The organism is Novosphingobium sp. 11B, from assembly GCF_054589055.1.
Window position 1 is genome coordinate 6,691 of record NZ_BAAILP010000277.1, and the last position, 23,659, is coordinate 30,349.

At 66.5% G+C, this 23,659-nt stretch carries 25 protein-coding genes; 12 read left to right on the plus strand and 13 right to left on the minus strand.

Features of this window, described 5'->3' with window-relative positions; all coding sequences use genetic code 11:
- From ACYPYD_RS23925 to ACYPYD_RS23935, 3 genes are all read right to left on the minus strand, one after another.
- A partial coding sequence (locus ACYPYD_RS23925; protein WP_459665933.1) for an MBL fold metallo-hydrolase occupies positions 1-1,192 on the minus strand: 1,192 nt, incomplete at its 3' end.
- A gap of 1 nt (position 1,193) precedes the next feature.
- A complete protein-coding gene (locus ACYPYD_RS23930) occupies positions 1,194-2,204 on the minus strand; it encodes a zinc-dependent alcohol dehydrogenase (protein ID WP_069707656.1) in 1,011 nt (336 codons plus the stop codon).
- A 29-nt stretch (positions 2,205-2,233) separates the two neighbouring features.
- Positions 2,234-3,025 (minus strand): SDR family NAD(P)-dependent oxidoreductase, encoded by a 792-nt coding sequence (locus ACYPYD_RS23935; RefSeq protein ID WP_459665935.1) that lies wholly within the window; start codon positions 3,023-3,025, stop codon positions 2,234-2,236.
- 172 nt (positions 3,026-3,197) lie between these two features.
- On the opposite strand from ACYPYD_RS23935, the gene ACYPYD_RS23940 reads away from it, so the two are divergent.
- The 3 genes from ACYPYD_RS23940 to ACYPYD_RS23950 all read left to right on the plus strand — a co-directional run bounded on the left by ACYPYD_RS23940 (position 3,198) and on the right by ACYPYD_RS23950 (position 5,876).
- Positions 3,198-4,079: a helix-turn-helix transcriptional regulator gene (locus tag ACYPYD_RS23940; RefSeq protein ID WP_459665936.1), complete on the plus strand. Its 882-nt coding sequence runs from the start codon at positions 3,198-3,200 to the stop codon at positions 4,077-4,079.
- Between the two features lie 79 nt (positions 4,080-4,158).
- A complete protein-coding gene (locus ACYPYD_RS23945) occupies positions 4,159-5,397 on the plus strand; it encodes a sulfotransferase family protein (protein ID WP_459665938.1) in 1,239 nt (412 codons plus the stop codon).
- Positions 5,398-5,399: 2 nt separating this feature from the next.
- Positions 5,400-5,876: a VOC family protein gene (locus ACYPYD_RS23950; RefSeq protein WP_036522788.1), complete on the plus strand. Its 477-nt coding sequence runs from the start codon at positions 5,400-5,402 to the stop codon at positions 5,874-5,876.
- 236 nt (positions 5,877-6,112) lie between these two features.
- On the opposite strand, the gene cofH is transcribed toward ACYPYD_RS23950, so the two are convergent.
- From cofH to cofE, 3 genes are read right to left on the minus strand one after another with little or no spacing between them, the layout of a single operon-like run.
- Positions 6,113-8,431 carry a 5-amino-6-(D-ribitylamino)uracil--L-tyrosine 4-hydroxyphenyl transferase CofH gene (gene cofH / locus ACYPYD_RS23955; protein ID WP_459665940.1) on the minus strand — a complete coding sequence of 773 codons (2,319 nt, stop codon included), beginning with the start codon at positions 8,429-8,431 and terminating at the stop codon, positions 6,113-6,115.
- Positions 8,432-8,433: 2 nt separating this feature from the next.
- A complete protein-coding gene (gene cofD, locus ACYPYD_RS23960) occupies positions 8,434-9,399 on the minus strand; it encodes a 2-phospho-L-lactate transferase (RefSeq protein ID WP_459665942.1) in 966 nt (321 codons plus the stop codon).
- Positions 9,396-10,178, minus strand: a complete 783-nt coding sequence (cofE, locus tag ACYPYD_RS23965) for a coenzyme F420-0:L-glutamate ligase (RefSeq protein ID WP_459665944.1) — start codon at positions 10,176-10,178, stop codon at positions 9,396-9,398. The genes cofD and cofE overlap by 4 nt, the downstream gene beginning before the upstream one ends.
- Positions 10,179-10,261: 83 nt before the next feature.
- Between cofE and npdG the strand changes: the two genes are divergently transcribed.
- The 4 genes from npdG to ACYPYD_RS23985 are packed head-to-tail and all read left to right on the plus strand — an operon-like array spanning position 10,262 to position 13,321.
- Positions 10,262-10,912: an NADPH-dependent F420 reductase gene (gene npdG, locus ACYPYD_RS23970; RefSeq protein WP_069707650.1), complete on the plus strand. Its 651-nt coding sequence runs from the start codon at positions 10,262-10,264 to the stop codon at positions 10,910-10,912.
- The gene (gene cofC / locus ACYPYD_RS23975; RefSeq protein ID WP_008831665.1) at positions 10,909-11,487 is read left to right on the plus strand and encodes a 2-phospho-L-lactate guanylyltransferase; all 579 of its coding nucleotides are present in this window, start codon (positions 10,909-10,911) and stop codon (positions 11,485-11,487) included. Before npdG ends, cofC begins: the two co-directional genes overlap by 4 nt.
- A 38-nt stretch (positions 11,488-11,525) precedes the next feature.
- Entirely contained in the window at positions 11,526-12,383 is an 858-nt protein-coding gene (locus tag ACYPYD_RS23980) for an SDR family NAD(P)-dependent oxidoreductase (protein ID WP_008831664.1), read from the plus strand.
- A 17-nt stretch (positions 12,384-12,400) separates the two neighbouring features.
- Positions 12,401-13,321 carry a TIGR03619 family F420-dependent LLM class oxidoreductase gene (locus ACYPYD_RS23985; RefSeq protein ID WP_008831663.1) on the plus strand — a complete coding sequence of 307 codons (921 nt, stop codon included), beginning with the start codon at positions 12,401-12,403 and terminating at the stop codon, positions 13,319-13,321.
- A 108-nt stretch (positions 13,322-13,429) separates the two neighbouring features.
- Here ACYPYD_RS23985 and thiE read toward each other — a convergent pair whose 3' ends face one another.
- Complete coding sequence (gene thiE / locus ACYPYD_RS23990; RefSeq protein WP_211149974.1) at positions 13,430-14,077, minus strand: thiamine phosphate synthase; 648 nt, start codon at positions 14,075-14,077, stop codon at positions 13,430-13,432.
- Between the two features lie 95 nt (positions 14,078-14,172).
- Between thiE and ACYPYD_RS23995 the strand changes: the two genes are divergently transcribed.
- Entirely contained in the window at positions 14,173-14,742 is a 570-nt protein-coding gene (locus ACYPYD_RS23995; RefSeq protein WP_036522773.1) for a hypothetical protein, read from the plus strand.
- 59 nt (positions 14,743-14,801) lie between these two features.
- On the opposite strand, the gene ACYPYD_RS24000 is transcribed toward ACYPYD_RS23995, so the two are convergent.
- From ACYPYD_RS24000 to tkt, 6 genes are all read right to left on the minus strand, one after another.
- Positions 14,802-15,713 (minus strand): fructose bisphosphate aldolase, encoded by a 912-nt coding sequence (locus ACYPYD_RS24000; protein WP_459665946.1) that lies wholly within the window; start codon positions 15,711-15,713, stop codon positions 14,802-14,804.
- 89 nt (positions 15,714-15,802) lie between these two features.
- A complete protein-coding gene (locus ACYPYD_RS24005; RefSeq protein ID WP_036522768.1) occupies positions 15,803-16,885 on the minus strand; it encodes an acyltransferase family protein in 1,083 nt (360 codons plus the stop codon).
- 142 nt (positions 16,886-17,027) lie between these two features.
- Positions 17,028-18,227 carry a phosphoglycerate kinase gene (locus ACYPYD_RS24010; protein ID WP_459665947.1) on the minus strand — a complete coding sequence of 400 codons (1,200 nt, stop codon included), beginning with the start codon at positions 18,225-18,227 and terminating at the stop codon, positions 17,028-17,030.
- Entirely contained in the window at positions 18,224-18,655 is a 432-nt protein-coding gene (locus ACYPYD_RS24015; RefSeq protein WP_271181023.1) for an MOSC domain-containing protein, read from the minus strand. The genes ACYPYD_RS24010 and ACYPYD_RS24015 overlap by 4 nt, the downstream gene beginning before the upstream one ends.
- Positions 18,656-18,716: 61 nt before the next feature.
- Positions 18,717-19,724 carry a type I glyceraldehyde-3-phosphate dehydrogenase gene (gap, locus tag ACYPYD_RS24020; protein WP_459665949.1) on the minus strand — a complete coding sequence of 336 codons (1,008 nt, stop codon included), beginning with the start codon at positions 19,722-19,724 and terminating at the stop codon, positions 18,717-18,719.
- Positions 19,725-19,752: 28 nt separating this feature from the next.
- Positions 19,753-21,741 (minus strand): transketolase, encoded by a 1,989-nt coding sequence (gene tkt / locus ACYPYD_RS24025; RefSeq protein WP_008829031.1) that lies wholly within the window; start codon positions 21,739-21,741, stop codon positions 19,753-19,755.
- Between the two features lie 238 nt (positions 21,742-21,979).
- Here tkt and ACYPYD_RS24030 point away from each other — a divergent pair, with 238 nt between their 5' ends.
- From ACYPYD_RS24030 to ACYPYD_RS24045, 4 genes are all read left to right on the plus strand, one after another.
- A complete protein-coding gene (locus ACYPYD_RS24030) occupies positions 21,980-22,231 on the plus strand; it encodes a hypothetical protein (protein WP_459665951.1) in 252 nt (83 codons plus the stop codon).
- Positions 22,231-22,563, plus strand: coding sequence for a cell division protein ZapA (locus ACYPYD_RS24035; RefSeq protein WP_008829029.1), 333 nt, complete (start codon positions 22,231-22,233; stop codon positions 22,561-22,563). Before ACYPYD_RS24030 ends, ACYPYD_RS24035 begins: the two co-directional genes overlap by 1 nt.
- A 153-nt stretch (positions 22,564-22,716) precedes the next feature.
- Entirely contained in the window at positions 22,717-23,331 is a 615-nt protein-coding gene (locus ACYPYD_RS24040) for a 5-formyltetrahydrofolate cyclo-ligase (RefSeq protein WP_459665953.1), read from the plus strand.
- A 12-nt stretch (positions 23,332-23,343) separates the two neighbouring features.
- Positions 23,344-23,583, plus strand: coding sequence for a DUF2842 domain-containing protein (locus ACYPYD_RS24045; protein WP_008829027.1), 240 nt, complete (start codon positions 23,344-23,346; stop codon positions 23,581-23,583).
- Positions 23,584-23,659 lie beyond the last annotated feature (76 nt).

Below are 23,659 nucleotides of genomic sequence, written 5' to 3' on the forward strand. Positions count from 1 at the left end.
CCGACAGATTGCGTCCGCCGCTCTCGGCCAGCAGGACTTCATGCGCGGCCTTGCGGACGGCGATGGCCTCGGCGTTGGTCGGTTCCGCGCCGAGGGCTATGTCGGTGAGGTGCACGGCCTCCAGCGCCGCGCCGCCGTCCAGCTTTTCCTGCGCGCGCCGGGCAAGGTTTCCCGCCCCGCCCGCCAGTTCGACAAGGTCCGCATCGATGCTGCTGCGCGGCACGCCGTAGAGCGCGGTGGTGCCGTCCTCATAGTGCAGCCAGCCCGAATACTCGCGCCAGATCGACTTGACCGCCCAGCTCGCCTTGCCGTGAAATTCGCCAATCTCCAGCCCCTCGGGCCAGGCGAATTCACGCATCAGAGTGTGGACGTCCTTGCCCGCCTTCATGCCCTCCAGCGTATAGTCGCGTACATAGGAAACCGCAGCGTGCAACTTGTCGAGGTCGGCGCGGATGCGATCCTTGCCGACGATCGCCTCGCCGTGGCCGGTGATCACGATTTCCGCGCCGAGATCGCGGATGGTTTCCAGCGACTTGAGGTAATTGCGCACCAGCCGCGGCTTGTCGCCGCGCAGGGTATTGAGGAACGGCATCGACAGCCACACCGGCCCGAAGACATTGCCGGTAAAGGCGATTTTCTCCTTCGGCAGCCAGACGGTGAGGCTGTCCACCGTCTCGCCCTCAGGCGTGGAGATCAGCTCGAAGGTGCGCCCGCCGAGTTCCAGCGTCAGGCGGCGATCGACGAGAATGTCCGGCACGACGTTCGGCGGCGGCTTCGGTGTCGAACCGCGCTTGAGCGTCGAGCCCCAGAGCTTGCGGCTTCTCGGCCCGAAGAAGGCCTGCAGGCCGTTCATGTCGGCCAAAGCCTCGTTGAAGCCGGGGCCGCCAATCACTTGCGTGCCGTCTTCGAGGAATTCCGGCAAGCCGCCGTAGTGGTCCGCATGGCTCTGCGTGAGGATCACGAAGGCGAGCGGCCCGGTCCGATGCGGCGCCAGCAGGCGCTTCGTGCGCTCGGCATTGTCCATGAAGCCGGTGTTGACCATCACGTCGCCCTCGTCCGTGGTAACGAGGTAGGCGTTGGAGATGTCGTTCGCCTGGAAGATGAAGTCGGTCACCCGGATCGCCTCGGCCTGCTCGTCGCCTGCGCGCACCAGTCCGGCCAGCTTGGGTCCTGCATCCTTTACGTCGCTCATTTCAGACCTCCTCGAAGCTGATCATGACCTTGGCGGACTGCGGGCTCGCCGCGATCTCCAGGCCCTTCATGACGTCGCGGAACGGCAGCTTGTGGCTGATCATCGCGGCGATCTTGTCCTTGAGGCGCGGCATGGCCGCGATCACCTCGGGCATTTCGGTGGGGTAGCCGACGGCGGTGGTGATGGTCATCTCGCTGGTCAGCATGCGGCCGGCCGGGAACTCCAGCGGCTTCATATAGGCGGCGGTGATGACGAGGCGCGCGTGGAACTTCGCCATCATGATCACTTGCGTCAGGATGTTCGGCGCCCCTGCCGCGTCTATGTACGCATCGGTGCCGACGCCCACGCGCCCATAGCTCGGTACTTCGCCATGAAGGCGCGCCAGTTCCGCGCGCAAGTCCACCTCGGCCGGGTTGAGCGCGGCCCGCACGCCGAGCGCCCGGGCGCGTTCCAGGCGCTCCTCGGAAAGGTCGAGCGCCACCACGTCGGTCACCCCGCGATCGATCAGCCACAGCAGCATGCCGAGCCCTATCGGCCCGCAGCCGAACACCACGACCTTGTCGCCGGGCTTCACCTCGGCCCGATTGACCCCGTGCATGGCAACCGCAAGCGGCTCGCACATGGCGGCGACATCGTAGTCGATGCCGTCGGGGATCGGCAGGATCGATTCGCCCAGCCGCGCCTCGCGCACCAGCAACTCCTGCGTGAAGGCACCTTCCGGGCCGCCGGAACCGATGTTGCCTGGTGTCATCATCGGGTTGACGACCACCGGATCACCGACCGCGATGCCCTCGACCCCCGCGCCGACCTCGATCACCTCACCAGCGCCTTCGTGGCCCAGCGCCGTCAGCGTGCCCGGCGTCGGAATGCCGCCGATCTTGATATACGAAAGGTCGGAGCCGCAGATGCCCACCGACTTCATCTTCACCACCACGTCGAGCGGCCCCGTCGCGGGACGTTCATAAGGGTCGAGCCTGACATCGCCCGTGCCGTGGATCCTGAGCAGTTCCATACGCCTCTCTCCTTGCCGGTCCGCCGTCCTTACGGCCGAACCATGTATCCGCCGTCGATGGTGATCGTCTCACCGGTCATGAAGCTGCTGGCGTCCGAGCACAGGTAGGCACCGATGCCCTCGAAGTCGGCTGGAAAGCCGGTGCGCTTCATCGGTATCGTCGGAGCGAAGTGCTGTGCCACCGCGTCGGCGCGGGCGCCCTCACCCATCATCGGCGTGATGACGAGGCCCGGCGCGACCACGTTGGCGCGAATGCCGAGCGGGGCCAGTTCAATGGCAAGGCAGCGGATCGCCGCCGCCACCGCCGCCTTGGAAGACGCATATTCCATCTTCCCCGCAAGGCCCTGGAACAGCGAGAGCGAGCCGCAGGCGACAAGGCTGCCGCCCGATTCGTCCCCCGCCTCGACCCGCTCCTTCATCAACCGCGCGCCTTCGCGCAGAGTGAAGAAGGCGCCGTGCAGCGCGGTCTTCTGGAAGTCGTACCAGTGATCGGTCGGCATCTCGAAGACCGAGTTGTAGCGCGGCGAAGCCCCGGAATTCGCGAAGACGCAGTCCACGCGCCCGAAGTCGGCCATGACCGCCTCATAGCCCTGGGCGATGTTTGGCTCTTCCGAAACATCGACCTGATAGGCGACGACTTTCCCCGCACCGGCCGCTTCGAGTTCGGCCTTGGCCTTCGCGCTCTTCTCGGCGTTGCGCGCCCAGATCGCGAGGTCGCCACCCATCTTCGCTACGCCCATCGCGAAGCCGAAGCCGATGCCGCCGTTGCCGCCGGTCACCACCGTCACCTTGCCCGCGCAGTCGAACAGGCTTTTCGCCATCCTTGTCTTCCTCTGTCCCAGACCGTGCCGTCATCGCGGCGTGTTCACCGACGCGATGTTCCTCGCAGGGCCATTGCCCGGCAAGCGCGGCAGGCATAGAATTCGGGCCCTAACGTGGCGTCCGGGACACATTGCGGCCGACCTGCCGAAGATGACGCTGATGGAGATGAGCATGCCCGAGGCGCATCGTTCGAAGATGAGCATCGACGCGCAACTGGAAACGCGCGGCGTGACCGCGCAGATCGTGCGCTTCGACATTCCCGACCCGACCGACACCGTCCATGCGGTCGGCCGGGACTACCACGTCAACATGTGCCTCACCCCCCGTCCGCTGCAATCGCGCGGCGGCTATCGCAAGCGATGGGGACCGCACCGACTGGAACGGCTGGGCGACATCTTCGTGCTGCCGCCGGGCGAGGAACTCCACATCAAGGGCGGCACGGGGCGGCAGGCATCGCTGACCTGCACCATCGACTCGGGACTGGTGCACGACCTCGTCGGCCATCGCCTGACCTGGGACGACCCGCATCTGGCCGCCGCGCTCGACATCGGCAGTGCGCAGATCCGCGCGCTGCTGTTCCGCATCACCGCCGAAGTGCGGCACCCCGGCCTCGCTGCGCAGCGGATGCTGGGCTTTCTCGGCGGCGAACTGGCGATCGAACTGGGCCGTCACTGCCTTGAAGTGGCCGAGCGTCCGATGACCGGCGGTCTCTCCGGCTGGCGGTTGCGGCTGATCGACGAGCGCCTTGCCGACGACCTCGCCGCCCCCTCGCTGGAGGAACTGGCGAAGCTGTGCGCCCTGTCGGTGCGCCAACTCACGCGGGGGTTTCGTGTCAGCCGCGCCTGCTCGATCGGCGACTACATCGAGCAGCGCCGCATGGAGGCCGCCAAGCGCCTGCTGATGGAGGGCGAGAGCGTGAAGACCATCGCTTTCACCATGGGGTTCTCCTCTCCCTCCAGCTTCACCTTCGCGTTCCGCCGCGCCGTGGGAGCCAGCCCCAGCACCTTCCGCCAGAGGCAGGGGCGCGTCCTCGCCGAGCCTGTCGGGTCTTGACCCGAATTCGACAGAAGGTCTGGTTTTGACGGGTCATCCGCGTTGCCACGGCGGGGCATCGACAGGTTATCTCGTGCCCATGAAAGGCCGACCGATCGGCCGCCGGGAAGAGGACAACCACACCATGGCCACCACCGCCACCACCACCACCGCCACTGGGCACCATCTGGGCTATGCCCTCGTCGAGCAGGCGATGAAGGAAACCGGGATCGACAGCTTCGACAACGACAGCTGGCGCGAGGGCTTCGACGTCTTCACCCGGTCGTTCAACGAAGGCATCGCCAAGGGCTGGATGAGCGAAGGCGGCATCGCCCGCGCCCGGAACGACACGCTGCATTACCTACGCGGCCGCCTCAAGGTCTCGCAATACCTGCGCGAGAATCCGGAACTGCTGCAGCGCCCTGTAGAGCGCCCGGTCTTCGTCATGGGCGTGCCGCGCACCGGCACCACGCTGATGTCGAACCTGCTGGCCGCCGACCCGGCGCGCCGCTCGCCGCTGACCTGGGAGATCGACGATCCGGTGCCGCCGGTCACCTCGAACGCGCTGCTGACGACCGACCCGCGCGCGACCACCCGGCTCGCGCAGGAGAAGGCCGCGCTGGAAGCCAATCCGGCCATGGGCAAGTACTATCGCGGCTCGGCGGTCTACCCCAACGAATGCGTGTTCTTCATGGCGCACGATTTCAAGACGCTGATGATCGAGTCCAAGGGCAAGCTGCCGCTCTACAAGGACTTCATCTTCTCGTGCAACATGACCAGCGCCTACGAGTACCACAAGAAGTTCCTGCAGGTGCTCCAGCAGCACACCACCGGCGTCTGGAACGTCAAGAAGCCCAGCCACTCGCTGTGGCTGGAGACGATCTTCAAGGTCTATCCCGACGCCCGCGTGATCTGGACCCACCGCGATCCCTTCACCGCGACGGGGTCGCTGTGCTCGGTGATCTCGCTCAGCCATCAGGCGCACATGGGCCGGATCGATGCGGAGTGGCTGGCCGAGGACTACCCCTGGCAGGCGGCCGAACACGCCAACCGCATCATGGATTTCCGCGACAAGTACGGCGAGGACAAGATCATCGACGTCCACTACGCCGACATCGTCGAGGACCCGGTCGCCGCAACGAAGAAGGTCTACGCGGCGCTGGGCGACGAATGGACCGCCGAGGCCGAGGCCGGAGTCCAGAAGTGGGTGGACGACAACCCGCAGGACAAGTTCGGCCGCCACGAATACAAGCTGGCGCAGTACGGGCTGAGCAAGGCCGATCTGGAGCCGCTGTTCGAGCGCTACCTCTCCCGCTACGACGTCGCGCGGGAGGGCTGATCGTGCTGGAAGGACTGCACTACCAGAACGCCTATGTCTGTGACGACATCGAAGCAGGGATCGACCTGTTCCGAGGGCGCGGGCTGGAAAAGGAACCGACGATCATCCCGGTCGACCAGACCGTACTGACGCCGTCGGGGCCGAAGCGCCAGAAAAGCCGCATCTGCTTCATCTGGATCGGCGATCTACAGTATGAACTGATCGAGAGCGAGATCGACGAGGTCGGCATCTTTGCCAACTGCCTGTCGAATGGCGGCCCCTTGCGCTTCCATCACATCTGCTTCCGGGTGCCCGACTGGGCCGACTTCCGCTCCCGGGTGGACGCGCAGGAATTCCCGATCGCGATGGAGCGCGACTTGTCGGGCGAGCCGGAGGGCGGACTGAAATTCCTGTACCTCGATGCGCGCAAGGTCTTCGGGCACTACATCGAATATACCTGGATGCCCGAGCCGATGTGGCAGCATATTCGGGCGATGTGAGAACCGGGCTGGCGTTGTAACGCCGGGGCTTCGACAAGCTCAGCCTGAGCGGGATCGGAGTTCATGATCGCCCTCACCTCTCTCGTCGTCATTCCCGCGAAGGCGGGAACCCATCTCCTGACGGTGCCTGCTGCATGAACATCAGATGGGTCCCCGCCTTCGCGGGGATGACGAACGATGGTTCAGTCAAACACGATCCCGCTATGAACCCCGCTCACCCTGAGCTTGTCGAAGGGTCAGGCCATCACTCCCACATCTCCATAAAGCGTCGTCCTCTGCCGCAGCTTGCGTCCGACGCTCTCCGCCGCCGCGCGCATGTCGGAAACCTCAGCCAGTTGCCCGTGCGAGGCTCCGGCCGCGCGGCTGATACTCTCGTCCATCAGCACGCCGCCAAGGTCGTTGGCGCCTGCCGCCAGCACCGCCGCCGCCCCGTCCATGCCCAGCTTGACCCATGAGACCTGTATCGAATCGATCGCCCCGTGCAGCGCCAACCGGGCGACCGCATGCATCATCACCGCCTCACGCCAGGTCGGCCCCTTGCGGCATTGGCCCTTGCGGTAGAACGGCGCCTCCATGTGGACGAGCGGCAGCGGCACGAACTCGGTGATACCGCCGGTGTCGAGTTGCAGCTCGCGCAAGGCCAGCAAATGCCGCGCCCAGTGCAGCGGACTTTCGAGGTGTCCGAACATGATCGTCGATGTGGTCGGCAGCCCCACCCGATGCGCCGAACCGACCACATCGAGCCATTCGGCGGTCGTCAGCTTGTCCGGGCAGATCTTCTCGCGAATATCGTCGCACAGGATTTCCGCCGCCGTACCGGGGAGCGAACCCAGCCCCGCATCGCGCAGCATGGACAGGTAATCCGAGACCGGCATCCCCAGCGTGCGGGCACCCTGGCTGACCTCCAGCGGCGAGAAGGCATGGACGTGCAGGTCCGGGCACGCATCCTTCACCGCGCGCAGGATCGAGAGGTAGGTCTCGCCAGTGTAGCGCGGGTGGATGCCGCCCTGCAGGCACACTTCGGTCGCCCCGCGCGCCACCGCCTCACGGGCGCGGCCGGCGATCTCCTCGAGGTCGAGGTCGTAGGGCTTGTCACGATAGCCCGCCTTGCTGCTGGTCTTCGAAAAAGCGCAGAACGAACAGGCGTGCGTGCAGATGTTGGTGTAGTTGATGTTGCGGTTGACGACGTACGTGACGACGTCGCCGCGCACCTCGGCCCGCAAGGCGTCCGCCGCCTCCACCACCGCCTGCGCAGCACTGCCCCGAGCCGCGAACAGCGCGGCGATCTCTTCCTCGCCGAGCGCAAAGCCGCCTGCCGCGCGATCGAGTATCCGGTGCAGCCGCGCCGCCACCGGGCCGTCGTACCGCATGCCAAGCGGCGCGTGCACCGTCCCCGGCGCGCGGTCCGTGATGCCGGGACTCCAGCGACTGTCGCGCCCCAGTCCATCGGCATCGGCAAGCCGCAGCACGGCGGGCCGGATCGCCGGATCGAGCCAGCCCTCCGCCTCGACGAAGCGCGGATAGATCGTCAACCGCTCTACCAGCGGCAGCCCGGCCCGGGCGCAGACCGCCTCAAGCCGCGCGATTTCGGGCCAGGGCGCCTCGGGGTTCACGTGATCGAGCGTCACCGGGGAGATGCCCCCCCAGTCGTCGATGCCTGCGTCGATCAGTTCGGCAAGACGCTCATCATTGAGGTTGGGCGGTGCCTGCACCGAGACTTCGCCCGGCAGCACGATCCGCGCGGCGGCGATGGTGCGCAGGAAGTCCGCCTCGCTCGCCTCGATAGCGCCGGACATCTTCGTGCCGGGCTTCGGGCAGAAATTCTGGACGATGACTTCCTGCAGGTGCCCATGCGCTTCGTGCAGGTCGCGCAGGGCGATCAGCGCCTCGATCCGCTCGCGCGGGGTCTCGCCGATGCCAATGAGGACGCCGCTCGTGGTCGGCACCAGCGCCCGCCCTGCCGCCGCCAGCGACGCGAGACGAACCGCGGGGACCTTGTCCGGCGATCCATGATGGCACATGCCCTTGTCGAGCAGGCGCTCGGACGTACTCTCCAGCATCAGCCCGACCGATGCCGCGACCGGGCGCAACATCCGCCAGTCGGCTTCCTCCAGAACCCCGGCATTGATATGCGGAAGCAGGCCCGTCTCTTCCAGAACCCGCTGCGCACAGTGGCGCACGTAGTCGATGGTGCGCGTGAAGCCGCGCTCCTCCAGCCACTCGCGCGCGGCTGCATAACGCCGCTCCGGCGCATCGCCGAGCGTGAACAGCGCTTCCTTGCTGCCCGCCGCGAGCCCAGCCCGCGCGATCTCCAGCACCTCTTCCTCGGTCAGATAAGGGGCATGCAGCCGGGAGGGCGTCGTCGCGAAGGTGCAGTAGTGGCATACGTCGGCGCAAAGCCGGGTCAGCGGGATGAAGACCTTGCGTGAATAGGTCATCCGTGCCGGTGTCAGCGCTCCGAAGCGGGTGTCGCGCCGCATCCGTGCCTCGGCGAGAACATCGTCCAGCGGCGCGGTGAGGAGTCGGGTTATCAGTGCGTCGTCGTCGCGTGCCATGGTCATCCTGTTTCGATACCGGCTGCGATCAGTGCTTCGCGCGCAAGCCTCTCCCGGTCACCGGCGTGGCACATGACTGTTGGGCAAACGGTGACCGAAAGGCCCCTCTCCCGCAAGCCCCCCGCATCGGCGGCATCGGCCTCGTCGATCACCAGATGGTCGAGAAGATCGCCCCGGTGATTGGAGTAGTGATCCGCGATCGAGGCGTTGGAAACGGGCCTGCCCAGTTCTCCCAACAACTTGCCGAGCGGTCCCTTGATCGACGCGCCGCCGACCAGCGGCGATACCGCCACCACAGGAACTCGCCGCTGCACTAGTGCCTCGCGCACACCGTCGAGACTGAGGATCGGATCGACGCTGAGGTACGGATTCGAGGGGCAAATGACGATGGCGGCAAGGTCGTCGCGGGCCAGTGCCTCGGCGAATGCGGGCGATGGCGCAGCACCGGGAACGCCGTCGAACCGCACCCCGGTGGCCACCGGCCGGCACTGCTCGGCGACGAAATAGCGCTGGAAGTCCAGCCACCCCTGCGCGGTGCCGACCTGGGTGCGCACGGGGGCATCGCTCATGGGAACTATCGCGTGCGCGATACCGAGTTCGCGCGTCAGCCGCGTGGTCACCTGCGACAAGGTATCGCCCGCGCGCAGCCGCCAGGACCGGGCAATGTGCATCCCCATGTCGCGATCGCCGAGGTTGAACCAGTCCGCCTCGCCCAGCGCGCGCAGCATGGCCATAGCCTGCCATGTCTCGTCCTTCACGCCCCAGCCGCGCACCGTGTCGTTGAGCCCCGCGAGTGCGTAAGTCACCGAATCGATGTCCGGGCAGATCGTCAGGCCAAGGTGCTCGAAGTCGTCCCCGGTATTGACCACGATGGTGAGGTCTTCCGGCGCGAGCACTGCCGCCAGCCCCGCCGCCAGCTTAGCCCCGCCGACACCGCCGCTGAGAGCGAGTACGTGCTTGCCCGTCATCGAAACATGTCCTGTTCCACTGGACGCAGGCCGCTCACCGCACCCGGTCCGTCATCCTCGCAGGTCCAGCGGCCTGCGCCCCGCACGACGGCGACCGGCGTGCCTTCGTCCCCCTCGCCCATGACCAACGTCGCCGTAGCTGCGATCGAGTCCGCCACCGCAATCACCGTCGCCTGCAGCGTGCGGCCGTAGAGATCGACGCCGCGCCCTCGGCGGTCCTCCAGCACGGCAAGCCCCGCGCAGCCGATCGCGGTGCCCACCGTGCCGATGCGCCATGCGCGGCCCATGGAGTCGGCGATCACCACCGCCACCCGCCCGCCGCTGGCCTCGGCCAGTTCCGCGCGCAAGCGCCGCGCAGACGCATCGGGCTCGCACGGCCAGAGCAGCACCGTGCCCGCATCTCCGCCGGAGACATTGCTGGCGTCGATCCCGGCATTGGCAAGCACATGGCCGGTGCGATGCCGGGCGATGATCGCGGCGGGGTGCGGGCGCATGATCTCGGCGCTCTCGTCCAGGATCGCCTGCGCCATGGCAGGATCGCGCCCGGTCCGCTCCGCTAGAGCCCGCGCCTCGTCTCCCGGCTGCAGCGCCGCAAGGTCGATTGAACGCCCTTCGATCTTGGAGACGATCTTCTGCGCAACCACGCAGATATCGCCATCGCGTAGGCGGTCACCCTCGGCCGCGAGCGCGGTGCAAATCGCTTGCGCAATAGACTGCCCCGCGGCGAACATGGGCAATCCGGCAAGCGGTCGTACTGTAAGTTCTCGAAGAGCGTTCATCCTGTTCTCCCGAACGACACCTTAGGTCCGCCCCCGACAACGACAATCCAAAGACGCGAAACTTCGCGGGAGAGATAACAGGCATGGCAAGTATCGCGATCATCGGCGGCACCGGGGCACTCGGAAAAGGCATCGCACGCAGGCTCGTCGCGGCGGGGCACGCGGTGACGATCGGCTCGCGCTCCGCCGAGAAGGCCCAGGCGACCGCCGGGGAACTCGGCGCCGCGGGATATGCCGCCAACGCCGATGCGGCGGAAGGCAAGGACGTGGTGATCGTAACCGTGCCCCACGCCTCGCAGGGCGATACGCTGGCGCAGATCCGCGACCGGATCGGCGATGCGGTGGTCGTGGATACGACCGTACCCCTCGTCCCGCCCAAGGTCATGCGCGTCCAGCTTCCCGTCGAAGGCAGCGCCGCCGCGCAGGCGCGCGCGCATCTCGGCCCCGAGGCACGGCTGGTCACCGCCTTCCACAACGTCTCGGCGCATCACCTCGATTCCGACCATGCGATCGACTGCGACGTGCTGGTCTTCTCTGATGATGTCGCGGCCCGACAGACGGTGGTGGACTTGTGCCCCGGCATGGGCCTGCGCGGTCTGTCGGGTGGAGCGCTCGCCAACTCGGCGGCGGCGGAAGCGCTGACCTCGATCCTCATCTACATGAACAAGACCTACAAGGCCGACGGCGCGGGTATCCGCTTCACCAATCTGGCCGAAGCGCCCGCGATCCCATGACCATCTGGGCGCTCATCCCGGTCAAGGCACGAGGACGCGGCAAGACCCGCCTCGCCCCCGCGCTGCCCCCTCATGAGCGTGACAGGCTGGTCGAAGCGATGCTGTCGCGCGTGATCGAGGCGGCAGCGGGCGCGGTGGACCGTACGATCCTCCTGGGACCACCACGCGGCGCGTTGCCCTTCATCTTCGACGATGGTGACGGACTCAACGCGGCGCTGGAAAACGCGCTGGCAATCCTGTCGCGAGGTGCTCCGCCCGATCGACTGATCGTCATCGCGGGAGACCTGCCGCGCCTTGATGCACAGGACCTGCGCCAGCTTGCCGCCCTGCCCGCTTGCACACTCGGCATCGCCACCGATCGCCACGGCACCGGCACCAATGCGCTCTCGCTGCCCTTGCCCAAAGCGGCAGGCTTTCGCTTCCAGTACGGCGCCGGCAGCGCCGGACTCCACCGCGCGGCTGCGGAAACGCTGGGCCTGAACGCCGTGACGATCACGACGTCGGGTCTCGCGAAAGATATAGACGAGCCCGCCGACCTGGCCGATGCTGAACACCTGTTCGCTTTGGCGAACTGACCAGAGGCCGCACACGGCCCCGTAAAGCGGAGAGGCGAGTGCAGGCAAGCGACATCGACCTGACCGGGCAAGTGGCCTTCGTGACTGGCGGCGGCGGCGGCATCGGCCGCTCCATCGCGCTGTGCATGGCCGACATGGGCGCCGACGTGGCGATCATAGAGGCGATCCCGGAACGCTGCGCGCAAGTCACCGCGATGATCGAGGCGCGTGGCCGCAAGGCGCTGTGCATCCCCGGCAACGTCATGGACGTCGAGGCCCTGCAAGGCGCGATCGCGCGCACGGCGGACACTTTCGGACGGCTCGACGTGCTGGTGAACAACGCGGGCGGCGTGACCCGGCGCGGGTTCCTCGACCTCACCGAGAAGAACTGGCGTCGGCACATCGACCTCAACCTGGTCAGCAATCTCGCCGCGACACAGGCGGCAGTGCCGGTGATGATCGCCGGCGGGCGCGGCGGCGCGATCGTCAACGTCACCAGTATCGAGGCGAGCCGGGCGGCGCCGGGCTATGCCGTCTATGCCGCGTGCAAGGCAGGGATCAACAACCTCACCCGCACCCTCGCGCTCGAATTCGCCGAGCACGGTATCCGCGTGAACACCATCGCGCCCGACTACACGGTGACGCCCGGCACGCGCGGCCAATTTACCGGCCCGGTGGACGAGGCGACGTGGTTCCAGCCCAGCCCCGCGCAAGTCGAAAGCGCCCGCAAGCGCATTCCTGCAGGCCGCCCCGGAATCGACGAGGAATGCGGCCGCGTGGCGGTGTTCCTCGCCTCCCCGATAGCCAGCTACGTGACCGGCACCGTGATCCCGGTAGACGGAGGCTCGTGGGCCTCGGGCGGATGGGCGCGCGACCGTAACGAGGTCTGGATCCTGCCGCCTGAAGTCACCGAATAGCCAGAAACGAGAGAGCGATGACCTTCACCCTCAGCACCAGCCTGCCCTTCGACCACATCGACAAGCCGCAGGAATGGGGCACCATGGAAGCGCTGCACCAGATCGCGAAGGCGGTCGAGGCTGCGGGCTTTTACGCGGGCACCGTCACTGACCATCCGGTGCCCTCTTCGCGCTGGCTCGACAATGGCGGGCATTATGCGCAGGACCCCTTCGTCATGCTTTCGATGCTGGGCGCCGCCACGACCACGCTGCGGCTGCAGACCAACATCCTGGTCCTGCCCTATCGCAACCCGTTCATCACCGCGCGCGCCGTATCGAGCCTCGACCACTTTACCGGCGGGCGCGTGATCCTCGGCCTTGGCGCGGGGTATATGAAGGCCGAATACAAGGCGCTGGGCGTCGATTTCGACAGCCGCAACGATATCATGGACGAATACATGAAGGCCATGAAGCTCGCCTGGACCGGCGAGGACTTCACATTCGAGGGCAATGGCTTCACCGCGCTCGGCAACCGTGTGCTGCCGACCCCGGCGCAAACCCCGCACCCGCCGCTGCTGGTGGGCGGCAATTCCAAGCGCGCCCTTCGCCGCGCGGTGGAACTGGGCGATGCCTGGCACCCGTTCTTCGTACCCAAAGCGATCACCGACACCGCCCGCACCGCCAATCTCGAAGGCGACGAGGACATCCTGGAAGCCATCGCCTACATGGCGGCGCATTGCGAGAAAGTCGGGCGCGAGACTCCGCCCAAGGTCATCGCATCCTCGACTTATTCGGTGAAAGCGGGCTGGAACGCGCAGGAGGCGCTGGACCATTTCGCCAACCTCAAGTCGCTCGGCGTCGATGGTTCCGGCGCGACGATCTACACCGAGACCCGCGCGGAATATCTCGAACAGGCGCAGAAGTTCGGGGAAGAGGTGATCGCGAAGATCGATTTCTGACGCTCTGGCCGCGCCAAGGCCCACCCCGCTGCGACTAGCTTCGCCTAAGGCTCAGCAAGTCTCGCTCCCCTCCCGCTTGCGGGAGGGGTTGGGGGTGGGCTTGGCCCCTCAGCCCTGCACCGCCGCCAGCGCTTCGTGAAACGCGCGGACCGCCGCTTCCTCGTCCCCGTTCCAGACTGCGCCCGAAACCGCAAGGAAGTCCGCGCCCGCCCGCACGAGGTCACCGCAGTTCTCCGGAGTAATCCCGCCGATGGCGACGCACGGGATCTCGAAGATCGACTGCCACCATTCCAGCACGTCGAGACCAGCGATATGCTTGGTCACCTTCGTCGTGGTGGGGAAGAACGCACCGAACGCCACGTAGTCGGCGCCGTTCTCGCCCGCTTCCATGGCGAGGTGACGGCTGGCATTACAGGTCACGCCGATCTGCGCATCGCGGCCGAGCGCCTGACGTGCCTCCTCGACGCTGCCGTCCTCCTGCCCGAGATGCACGCCGTCCGCGCCGAGGCGCTTGGCGAGGCCGATCGAATCGTTGACGATGAACGCCACGTCGCGATCCCCGCAAATCTTCTGCAGCGGCTCGGCCAGACGCGCAGCCTCGTGCTGGTCCACGTCCTTGACGCGGAACTGGAAGGCCGCGACTTCGCCTGCGTCCAGAGCGCGGGCCAGACGGTCGGGGAAAGCCCCGCCGACGTCGAGCGGCGAGATCAGATAGAGCTGCGTGGGTGCGCGCGGAATGTCGGCTTCGTCTTTCATGCGGGTGCTCTAGCCGCGCCGCGGCTCAACGCCAAGCGTTCCGAACACGCGGCGTTCGGGAACCGTTCAGGCGCCCGGGTGTTGCATCGCGCGCCATGAGGATACCGATAGCGCTCGCCCTGACCGGAGCCGCCCTTGCCGGCTGCACCGTCATACCCCCGGCCGATCCGGCCCGGATGCAACCATATCCACCGGCCTATCCGCAGGCGAGCGCTCCTCCGCCTCCCGCAGCGCCGCCGCCGTCAGCCCCTCCGGCCGCGAGCTATCCCGGCCCGGCAGTTACGCCGCCCTATACTCCCGCCCAGAGCTATCCCCCGCCGTCGGAACTGCCGGTCGCGACTCCCGAGCCCTCGCTGACTTACGCCGCGCTCGGCCAGACGGTAACCGTAGGCGGCCCGCGCATCACCCCGCTGGCGGTGCTGGAGGACAGCCGGTGCCCGATGAATGCGCGCTGCGTCTGGGGCGGGCAGGTCCGCCTGCGCGTACGCATCGACAGCGGGCGCGGTGGCGAAGTCGAGGTGACCTCGGGCAAGCCGGTGACGGTCGCCGACGGCACGCTCGAACTGGTCGAGGTCCAGCCCGACAAGGTCGCGGGCGGTGACAACCACGGCACCGTCGCACAGTCGGCGTATCGCTTCGGCTTCCGCTTCATGGGCGGCTACTGAGCCCACGAAAAAGGCGGCGCCCTTTCGAGCGCCGCCTCTTCCTGTCCGGTCCCGAAGGATCAGGCCGCCGCGGCAGCCTCGGCCTTCTGCGTCGAACCGAGGTAGATCGCGTCGATCGCCTCGCCCAGCGCCGCGTCGAATTCCGCGTCGCTCATCTGCGAGCGCAGGTCCGAAAGCAGCGCGCGGCTGAAGCTGGCGATGATGCCCTTGTTCTTCGCCAGTTCGACGCAGGCGTCGGCGCGCGAGTAGCCGCCCGACAGCGCCACCACGCGCAGCACCTTGGGGTGATCGATCAGCGGATCGAACGTGCCCGGCACGATCGGCAGCGAGAGCTTGAGCATGACCTGCTGGCCCTCGGGCAGTTCGTCGAGGTTCTTGAGGATCTCGGCGAGCAGGATCGCATCGCACTCGGCGCGGGTCTCGCTCTTGATGTTCACTTCGGGCTCGATGATCGGCATCATGCCGTGCGAGAGCACCTGTGCGCCGATCTCGAACTGCTGCTTGACGACGGCGGCGATGCCCTCGGCATTGGCCGAGTTGATGACCGAGCGCTCCTTGGTGCCGTAGACGCCCAGCGCCTTCGAGCGCGCAAGCAGCTCGTCCAGCGTCGGCATCGGCTTCATCATCTGAACGCCGTTGGCCTCATCCTCCAGGCCCTTGTCGATCTTGATGAAGGGGACCACGCCCTTGGCGATCAGCGCCTGCGGGGTGGGCACGCCATCGACGGTGCCGTCCATGGTGCGCTCGAACAGGATCGCGCCGATGACCTTCTCCCCCGAGAACACCGACGACGAAATGATACGCGCGCGCATTTCGTGGATCAGGCCGAACATCTCCTCCTCGTTCGACCAGGCGCCTTCCTCGATACCGTAGCCCTTGAGAGCCTTGGGCGTCGAACCGCCGCTCTGGTCGAGTGCGGCGATAAAGCCGTCACCGTCGGCCATCTTGGCCGTCATTTCCGAATACTGCATGGTTTCTCCTCCTGAGTTGTTCGGCAACTTGAAATAAAGCCTACGCTGCGCTCCCTCTGTTCGCAACTGCGGCATCTGTCATTAGGGGGTCAATTCGGTATAGCGCGCGGCGGCACGTGTCGCGCCCTCGCGTGCAGCATGACGTTCAGGCGCCGGCGCAGCGGAATGTCGACGAAGCGCACGCAGAGCCAGCCGAGCCCGACGCAGGCGGCAAGGTAGACCGCGCCCATCAGCACCTCGTTCCAGCCGAGATCGTCCTTGAAGTAGCGCAGCGGCTCCATCAGCGCCCAGTGCACGGCGTAGACCGCATAGGACACCTCACCGAGGAACCACGCCACCGGCATCAGCACGCGCGAAGGTTCGCCGCGCGAGCCCAGCCAGACCAGCAGCGGCGAGACGAGCACGGCGCAAGTGACGTCGTACCAGCCCTTGGGAATGAACGCCGGATCGGCGACCAGCATCGCGAGGATCGCGATGAGGCAGAAAACACCGAGCCAGCCGGGATGGCGAACCTCTTTCACGGGCAGCCCGGCGATCAGCACGCCTGCGGTGAACGACATCGTCGTGCGCAGCATGGTGGTGCCCATCTGGCTCCACAACGGACCAAGATTGCCACCCTCGCGCGCCAGCACTGCGGGCACGAAGAAGCAGGCGGCGGCGATCGCCACGGCAAGCTGGCCGATGCGCGGCAGGCGGAACAGCACCAGCGCGAGGCCGAGGCTGGCGACGAGTTCGAAGAACAGCGACCACGCGGGCACGTTCATCGGGAACAGCGTGTTGGTGAAGGGCGACGGCAGCATCAGCAGGTTGGGCGGCAGCGACTTGGCGATCTTGGCGTAGCTGTAGACGTCGCCCTTGCCCGTCCAGTGGTTCGAGATCGCCGAGAGCGTGGTGATGACGATCCCGGCAAGGAACAACGGATAGAGCCGCACCACGCGCTGCTTCATGAAGCCCCACGTAGTAAGCCCGGCCTGCCAGCGCGGCAGGTAGGTGCGGCACAGCACGAAGCCGGAGAGCGCGAAGAAGAAATCCACCGCGACATAGCCGTGCGGGGCCTGCGAGATATTGTAGTGGAACAACGCCACGGCCAGCGCCGCGATGCCGCGCATGCCGTCGAGCGTGACGTACCGGCCCTGCCAGGGCGGTGCGGGAGCAAGGTTTCGATCCGTCATTCCCCTGCGAGCCCCAAAGTCATCCCTTACGATCAATATGTCCGTCATCCCCGCGAAGGCGGGGACCCATCTGATGCCCGTGCAATAGGTCAGGTCAGGAGATGGGTTCCCGCCTTCGCGGGAATGACGGGGTTGTTTTGCGTCAGGCTTCCAGCGCCGCGACGCCGGGCAGCACCTTGCCTTCCATCCATTCCAGGAAGGCACCGCCCGCCGTCGAGATGTACGAGAAGTCCTGCGCCACGCTCGCATGGTTGAGCGCCGCCACGGTATCGCCGCCGCCCGCGACCGAGACCAGCGAGCCGTCCGCCGTCAGCGCGGCGGCGGTCTTCGCCAGCGCCACGGTAGCGGCGTCGAACGGCTCCATCTCGAACGCGCCGAGCGGGCCGTTCCAGACCAGCGTGCGGCAGTTCTTGAGCACGTCGCCCAAAGTCTCGGCAGCGTTCGGACCGGCATCGAGGATCATCTCGTCGGCCGCGACTTCATGGACGTTGCAGATGCGCAGCGACGGCGGGTTGGCCGCGAATTCCTTCGACACGACCACGTCGTACGGCAGGTGGACGGTGCAGCCCGAGGCATCCGCCGTGGCAAGGATTTCGTTCGCGGTATCGGTCAGGTCGTGCTCGCAAAGCGACTTGCCCACGTCCACGCCCTTGGCGGCGAGGAAGGTGTTGGCCATGCCGCCGCCGATGATGAGGTGATCGACTTGGCGGACGAGGTGCTTGAGGACGTCGAGCTTGGACGAAACCTTGGCCCCGCCGACGACCGCCGCGACCGGCTTCTCGGGCGTGCCGAGGGCCTTTTCGAGCGCCTCCAGTTCAGCCTGCATCGAGCGACCGGCGTAAGCGGGCAGCACCTTGGCGAGACCTTCGGTGGTGGCATGCGCGCGGTGCGCGGCGGAGAAGGCGTCGTTCACGTAGAAGTCCGCATTCGCGGCGATCGCGGCGGCGAGTTCGGGGTCGTTCTTTTCCTCGCCCTTCCAGAAGCGGGTGTTTTCGAGGATCGCGATGTCGCCGGCGCGCAGGATGCCGACGGCCTGCTTCACGATGTCGCCCGCGATCTCGGGCACGAACATCACTTCCTTGCCCAGCGTCTTCTCGACCGCGCCGACCACCATCGAGAGCGACTGGCTCGGCACGCGCTCGCCCTTGGGGCGACCGAAGTGGGCGAGGAAGAGGACCTTGGCGCCCTTCTCGGCGAGTTCCAGAACCGTCGGGGCGGCGGCGCGGATGCGGGTGTCGTCGGTAACGGCGCCGTCCTGCATCGGCAGGTTGAGGTCCACGCGCACCAGCGCGACCTTGCCGGTCACATCACCAAGGTCATCAAGGGTCTTGAATGCCGTCATCTCTCGATCCTTATCTCGTCGCCCAGGGCGATATCGCCGTCGTCAAGCACCGTGCCCAGCACACCGCCCCGCCAGTCCGGCAGGAGCGCGCCCTTGAGGCCCTGTGCCACTTCCTCCATGCGGCTGCACGGATCGCATTCCATCGTGACTGCTATGCGCAGGGTATTGCCGATCGCCAGGACATAGCCGGTTTCTCTCGGGAAACGCAGTCCTTCGACCAGCAGGTTCGCCCGCCGCGCATGCCATGGCGGCTCTTCGAAACCGAACAGGCCGCCGCAGATTTCAAGTTCGCCCAGCGCCGCCCGCCAGCTTTCGATCTCCATCAGGGAGACCTGCCGGCGCGGCCGCTTGCCCGGACGCACCGCGCCGCGAAAGTCCCCATGGACTCCCGCGGCGGCAGTTACGGCGACGGACCGCAGTTCCTCCATCGGCGCGCGAGGGTGTTGCCTTCGCGCGATACCGATAAGGTGGCCCGTCCCCATCAAGGTCTCAGAGCAGACCGCCCATCACGCCGGCCGTGTCGACCATGCGGTTGGAGAAGCCCCACTCGTTGTCGTACCACGACAGCACCCGCACCAGCTTGCCTTCGAGAACCGAGGTCTCAAGGCTGTCGATGGTGGACGAGTGCGAATCGTGGTTGAAGTCGATCGAGACCAGCGGCTCCTCGGTGTAGCCGAGCACGCCCTTGAGTTCGCCTTTCGCAGCGGCCTTGAGCAGCGCGTTGACTTCCTCGGTGGTGGTGTCGCGGCTCGGCACGAAGGTCAGGTCGACGACCGAGACGTTCGGGGTCGGCACGCGGATCGACGAACCGTCGAGCTTGCCCTTGAGGTCCGGGAGCACGAGGCCGACGGCAACGGCGGCGCCGGTGCTGGTCGGGATCATGTTCATCGCGGCGGCACGGGCGCGGCGCGGGTCGGAGTGGATCTGGTCGAGGATCTTCTGGTCGTTGGTGTACGAGTGGATCGTGGTCATCAGACCGCGCTCGATACCGATCTTCTCGTGCAGGACCTTGGCGAAGGGCGCCAGGCAGTTGGTGGTGCACGAAGCGTTCGACACGACGGTGTGCTCGGCGGTGAGCGCGTCATGGTTCACGCCGTAGACGACGGTGAGGTCGACGTTCTTGGCAGGCGCCGAGATCAGCACGCGCTTGGCGCCGGCTTCGATGTGCTTCGAGGCCGAGGCCTTGTCGGTGAAGAAGCCGGTGCATTCCAGCGCGATGTCGACGCCGTTGGCGGCATGCGGCAGGTTCGCGGGATCGCGCTCGGCGGTCACCTTGATGCGCTTGCCGTTGATGATGAGGTCGTCGCCGTCGACTTCGACGGTGCCCGCAAATGCGCCGTGGACGCTGTCGCGCTTGAAGAGGAGGGCATTGGCCTTGGCGCTGGCGAGGTCGTTGATCGACACCAGCTCGAGGTCATGGTCGGTACGCTCGAGAATGGCGCGGGCGACATTGCGCCCGATACGTCCGAAACCGTTGATCGCAACCTTGGTCGCCATAATCCTAATCTCCTCTTAGGTGGTATTCTTAGCTGCTGAGCTTTTCCAGAACCTGCGGCACGATCGCATCGACGGTGAAGCCGAAGCGCTCGAACAGGACCTTGGCCGGGGCCGAGGCGCCGAAGCGGTCGAGGCCGATGTTGAGGCCGCCATTGCGGCTGAATGCGGTGAAGCGCTCCCAGCCGTGTGTCACGCCCGCCTCGATCGAGACGCGCAGGATCGACGGGTCGTTCGGCAAGACTTCGTGCTTGTACGCCGCGTCCTGCGCCTCGAACAGTTCCATGCACGGCATCGAGACGACGTCTGCGCCGATGCCCTGGGCCTGCAGTGCGCCCTGCACCTTCACGGCCAGTTCGACTTCCGAACCGGTGGCGATCAGGATCACCTTGCGGTCACCCTCGGCGCGGCGCAGCGTGTAGGCGCCGCGGGCAGAGAGCATTTCGCCCGAAGTGCGCAGCTGCGGCAGGTTCTGGCGGGTCAGCGCGAGGACCGAAGGCGTCTCGGCGCTTTCCAGTGCGATCTGCCAGCACTCGGCGGTCTCGATCACGTCGGCCGGGCGGAACACGTAGAGGTTCGGGATCAGGCGGAGCGACATGACCGTCTCTACCGGCTGGTGAGTCGGGCCATCTTCGCCAAGGCCGATCGAATCGTGCGTCAGCACGTAGATCACGCGGGTCTGCTGCAGCGCCGACATGCGGATCGCGTTGCGCGCATAGTCCGAGAAGATCAGGAAGGTGCCGCCGTAGGGGATCACGCCGCCATGCAGCGCCATGCCGTTCATCGCCGCCGACATGCCGAATTCACGGATGCCGTAGTAAACGTAGCGGCCGGCGTAGTCCTTGGCCGAGAACGCCGACTGGCACTTCGCCTTGGTGTTGTTCGAACCGGTGAGGTCGGCGGAGCCCCCGACCATCTCGGGCACCAGCGGCGCGAGGACGTTGAGCACGTTCTCCGACGCCTTGCGGGTCGCGACGGTGGTTTCGCTCTCCAGCCAGCCTGCGAAAGTCTTCGCGGCTTCCTCGCCCGAGGGCAGTTCGCCGTTCATGCGGCGGGTCAGCTCGGCGCCCTTGTCCGAAGCGGCAAGGCGGGCGTCCCACTCGGCGCGCAGCTTCGCGCCCTTTTCGCCCAGCGACCGCCAGTCGGCGAGGATCTCGGCCGGGATCTCGAACGGAGCGTGGGCCCAGCCGATGTTCTCGCGGGTTGCGGCGATCTCGGCATCGCCCAGCGGCGAGCCGTGGACGTCGTGGCCGCCCTGCTTGTTGGGCGAACCCTTGCCGATCAGGGTGCGACAGGCGACCAGCGTGGGCTTGTCCGAAGCGGCAGCCTGGCCCAGCGCGCGCTCGATATCGGCGAAGTCGTGGCCGTCGCACTCGAACACGTCCCAGCCCGAAGCGCGGTAGCGTGCCGGAATGTCTTCCGAGGTCGAGAGCGAGGCGTCACCGTCGATGGTGATCTTGTTGTCGTCCCACAGCACCTTGAGACGGCCCAGCTTGAGCGTGCCGGCAAGGCCGATCGCCTCGTGGTTGACGCCTTCCATGAGGCAGCCGTCACCGGCAATGACCCAGGTGTTGTGATCGACGAGGTCGTCGCCGAACGTCGCGGCGAGGTGGCGCTCGGCCATCGCCATGCCCACGGCCATCGCAACGCCCTGGCCCAGCGGCCCGGTGGTGCATTCGATGCCTTCGATCAGAAAGTTCTCGGGGTGACCGGCGCAGACCGAACCGAGCTGGCGGAAGTTCTTGATGTCCTCCAGCGTCGGGCTGGCGTAGCCGGTCAGGTGCAGCAGCGAGTAGACCAGCATCGAGCCATGGCCCGCCGACAGCACGAAGCGGTCGCGGTCGGCCCACTTGGGCGCCGAGGGGTCGAACTTGAGGAACTTGGCGAAAAGCACCGTGGCGACGTCGGCCATGCCCATCGGCATGCCGGGGTGGCCGCTGTTCGCCGCCTGAACCGCATCCATCGAAAGCGCCCGGATGGCGTTGGCCATCGGCGCAAGACGGTCGGAAGCGAGGGTCATGGGATTACTCCGGGTACGCGCAAAAATGCGGGACGATTCGAATTTCGCGACCCCCTTTAGGCAGAGGTCGCCTCCCGTCAAGTTCACCGCCCGATTTCACCCTCTTCACGCGCAGATCGGATATTGTCCTGCAGCCCATCGTATCTTCCGCACTATTCAAGCGCAGACAAGTGACAAGATTGTGAACAACCCGCGCCAACTGCTTGCCCGGCCGCCACAACCGGCGCAGCGCTTGGCCATGGAAAACCCGCTCAAGGGCCGGGCGATCGGCGCGGCCACCGAGGAAAGCGCATCCACGCGCTCCATCTCCCTGCTTGCGCTCGACCGCATCGAGGCCGCATTAACGCGGATAGAGAACGCGGCCCCCACATGCATTGCCAAGGGCGCGGACTTGCGCCGTCGCCATGAGGACCTCAAGGCGAGCATCAGCCAGTCGCTGTCGGGGCTCGACGCACTTCTCGCCCAGCGCGTACAGGCGGAGGACGCCTGATGGGCAACGTGACGCTCGGGATCGGCGGGCGCGAATTCATGCTCGCCTGCGCGGACGGAGAGGAAGCGCATATCCTGCGCCTCGCCCGGCTGATCGATTCGAAGGCCACGGCATCGGGCGCGGTCGGGCAGACCGAGACGCGGATGCTCCTCTTCGCCGCACTGATGATGGCGGACGAATTGCACGAACTGCGCTCTCGTCCCGAACCGCAGGCGGTCCTGCCGATCGAAGTCCCGGCAATCCCCGCGCAATTCGCGGAAAGATTGGCGCGCATCGCCTCTCGCGTCGAAAATCTTGCCGACCTCCTTGAGACTGAAGCCGCAAGCGCCTAGATAGAGAGCGACGGGATCTGCCCGGCACGTGCCGTTCGAACATCCCTGAGGCTATAAGCAATCCATTGGGGGCTGTCCCTGCCCGGATCCTGGTCCGGAACACATGGTCCCCACCTGACGTCGAGGCGTCAGAGGATTTCTAGGAAACGACCCATGGTGGACCCGTCACCCCCCATACATTCTCAGGCCCTTCTTCTCGCGGATGAGAAGGCTGCCTTGCGCAAGCGCTTCCGGCAGGCGCGGGCCGAGCATGTCGAGGCCCTGCCGCAGGGGCTGCGCGCGCTGATTCTCAACCGGCCGCCTGCGCCGATCCTCGCGCTCATCCCTGAAGATGCGACCATCGGGCTCTATCATCCGGCAGGTTCCGAAGCGCCGTCGCTGGGCTGGGCGCGCTGGCTGTCGGAGAACGGCCGCCGGATCGCCCTGCCCTTTTTCCCGGCGCGTGAAGCCGCCATGGAATTTCGCGTCTGGGACAACCCGTGGGACGACCAAAGCCTCGAAACGGGACCGTGGCGGGCCCTCCAGCCGCCGGCCGAGAGCGAAAACGCAGTGCCGAATGTCGTGATCGTGCCGCTCGTGGCGTTCACTGCCGAAGGGCATCGCCTCGGCCAGGGCGGCGGACATTACGACCGCTGGCTGGCGACCCATCCGCAGGCCACCGCGATCGGGCTTGCATGGGACTGCCAGTTGGCCGAGGAACTGCCCATCGAAGCCCACGACCGGCCGCTCGCCGCCGTGGTCACGCCGACGCGGATATATAGCATATAAAGAGGACCTGACATGCGCGAGACACCAACCTGGCGAATCCCCTTCGGGGTGCTCCTGCTGGTCGTCGCGCTGGGGCTCTATGCCATGCTCATCGCCAGCTACGTGCCCGCGCTGATCGGTGAGTGGAATGCCCTTGCCCAGACGCCGGTATACATCGTGCTGGGCGTAGTGTGGCTGCTGCCGCTCAAGCGCTTCCTGATATGGATGGAAACCGGGCGCTGGAGCGCTCCGGTTACGACCAAAGCCAACTGATCCCGCCGCCGTCATTGCGAGCGTAGCGAAGCAATCCAGAGCCGCGCAAACCGCCCTGGATTGCTTCGCTACGCTC

What these genes read in the sequence shown, in the direction of transcription:
- ACYPYD_RS23930 (WP_069707656.1), bottom strand. Translation starts at nt 2,204, where the DNA reads ATGGAACTGCTCAGGATCCACGGCACGGGCGATGTCAGGCTCGACCCT.
- ACYPYD_RS23935 (WP_459665935.1), bottom strand. Translation starts at nt 3,025, where the DNA reads ATGGCGAAAAGCCTGTTCGACTGCGCGGGCAAGGTGACGGTGGTGACC.
- ACYPYD_RS23940 (WP_459665936.1), top strand. Translation starts at nt 3,198, where the DNA reads ATGCCCGAGGCGCATCGTTCGAAGATGAGCATCGACGCGCAACTGGAA.
- ACYPYD_RS23945 (WP_459665938.1), top strand. Translation starts at nt 4,159, where the DNA reads ATGAAAGGCCGACCGATCGGCCGCCGGGAAGAGGACAACCACACCATG.
- cofH (WP_459665940.1), bottom strand. Translation starts at nt 8,431, where the DNA reads ATGGCACGCGACGACGACGCACTGATAACCCGACTCCTCACCGCGCCG.
- cofD (WP_459665942.1), bottom strand. Translation starts at nt 9,399, where the DNA reads ATGACGGGCAAGCACGTACTCGCTCTCAGCGGCGGTGTCGGCGGGGCT.
- cofE (WP_459665944.1), bottom strand. Translation starts at nt 10,178, where the DNA reads ATGAACGCTCTTCGAGAACTTACAGTACGACCGCTTGCCGGATTGCCC.
- npdG (WP_069707650.1), top strand. Translation starts at nt 10,262, where the DNA reads ATGGCAAGTATCGCGATCATCGGCGGCACCGGGGCACTCGGAAAAGGC.
- cofC (WP_008831665.1), top strand. Translation starts at nt 10,909, where the DNA reads ATGACCATCTGGGCGCTCATCCCGGTCAAGGCACGAGGACGCGGCAAG.
- ACYPYD_RS23985 (WP_008831663.1), top strand. Translation starts at nt 12,401, where the DNA reads ATGACCTTCACCCTCAGCACCAGCCTGCCCTTCGACCACATCGACAAG.
- thiE (WP_211149974.1), bottom strand. Translation starts at nt 14,077, where the DNA reads ATGAAAGACGAAGCCGACATTCCGCGCGCACCCACGCAGCTCTATCTG.
- ACYPYD_RS23995 (WP_036522773.1), top strand. Translation starts at nt 14,173, where the DNA reads ATGAGGATACCGATAGCGCTCGCCCTGACCGGAGCCGCCCTTGCCGGC.
- ACYPYD_RS24000 (WP_459665946.1), bottom strand. Translation starts at nt 15,713, where the DNA reads ATGCAGTATTCGGAAATGACGGCCAAGATGGCCGACGGTGACGGCTTT.
- ACYPYD_RS24005 (WP_036522768.1), bottom strand. Translation starts at nt 16,885, where the DNA reads ATGACGGATCGAAACCTTGCTCCCGCACCGCCCTGGCAGGGCCGGTAC.
- ACYPYD_RS24010 (WP_459665947.1), bottom strand. Translation starts at nt 18,227, where the DNA reads ATGACGGCATTCAAGACCCTTGATGACCTTGGTGATGTGACCGGCAAG.
- ACYPYD_RS24015 (WP_271181023.1), bottom strand. Translation starts at nt 18,655, where the DNA reads ATGGAGGAACTGCGGTCCGTCGCCGTAACTGCCGCCGCGGGAGTCCAT.
- gap (WP_459665949.1), bottom strand. Translation starts at nt 19,724, where the DNA reads ATGGCGACCAAGGTTGCGATCAACGGTTTCGGACGTATCGGGCGCAAT.
- tkt (WP_008829031.1), bottom strand. Translation starts at nt 21,741, where the DNA reads ATGACCCTCGCTTCCGACCGTCTTGCGCCGATGGCCAACGCCATCCGG.
- ACYPYD_RS24030 (WP_459665951.1), top strand. Translation starts at nt 21,980, where the DNA reads ATGGAAAACCCGCTCAAGGGCCGGGCGATCGGCGCGGCCACCGAGGAA.
- ACYPYD_RS24035 (WP_008829029.1), top strand. Translation starts at nt 22,231, where the DNA reads ATGGGCAACGTGACGCTCGGGATCGGCGGGCGCGAATTCATGCTCGCC.
- ACYPYD_RS24040 (WP_459665953.1), top strand. Translation starts at nt 22,717, where the DNA reads ATGGTGGACCCGTCACCCCCCATACATTCTCAGGCCCTTCTTCTCGCG.
- ACYPYD_RS24045 (WP_008829027.1), top strand. Translation starts at nt 23,344, where the DNA reads ATGCGCGAGACACCAACCTGGCGAATCCCCTTCGGGGTGCTCCTGCTG.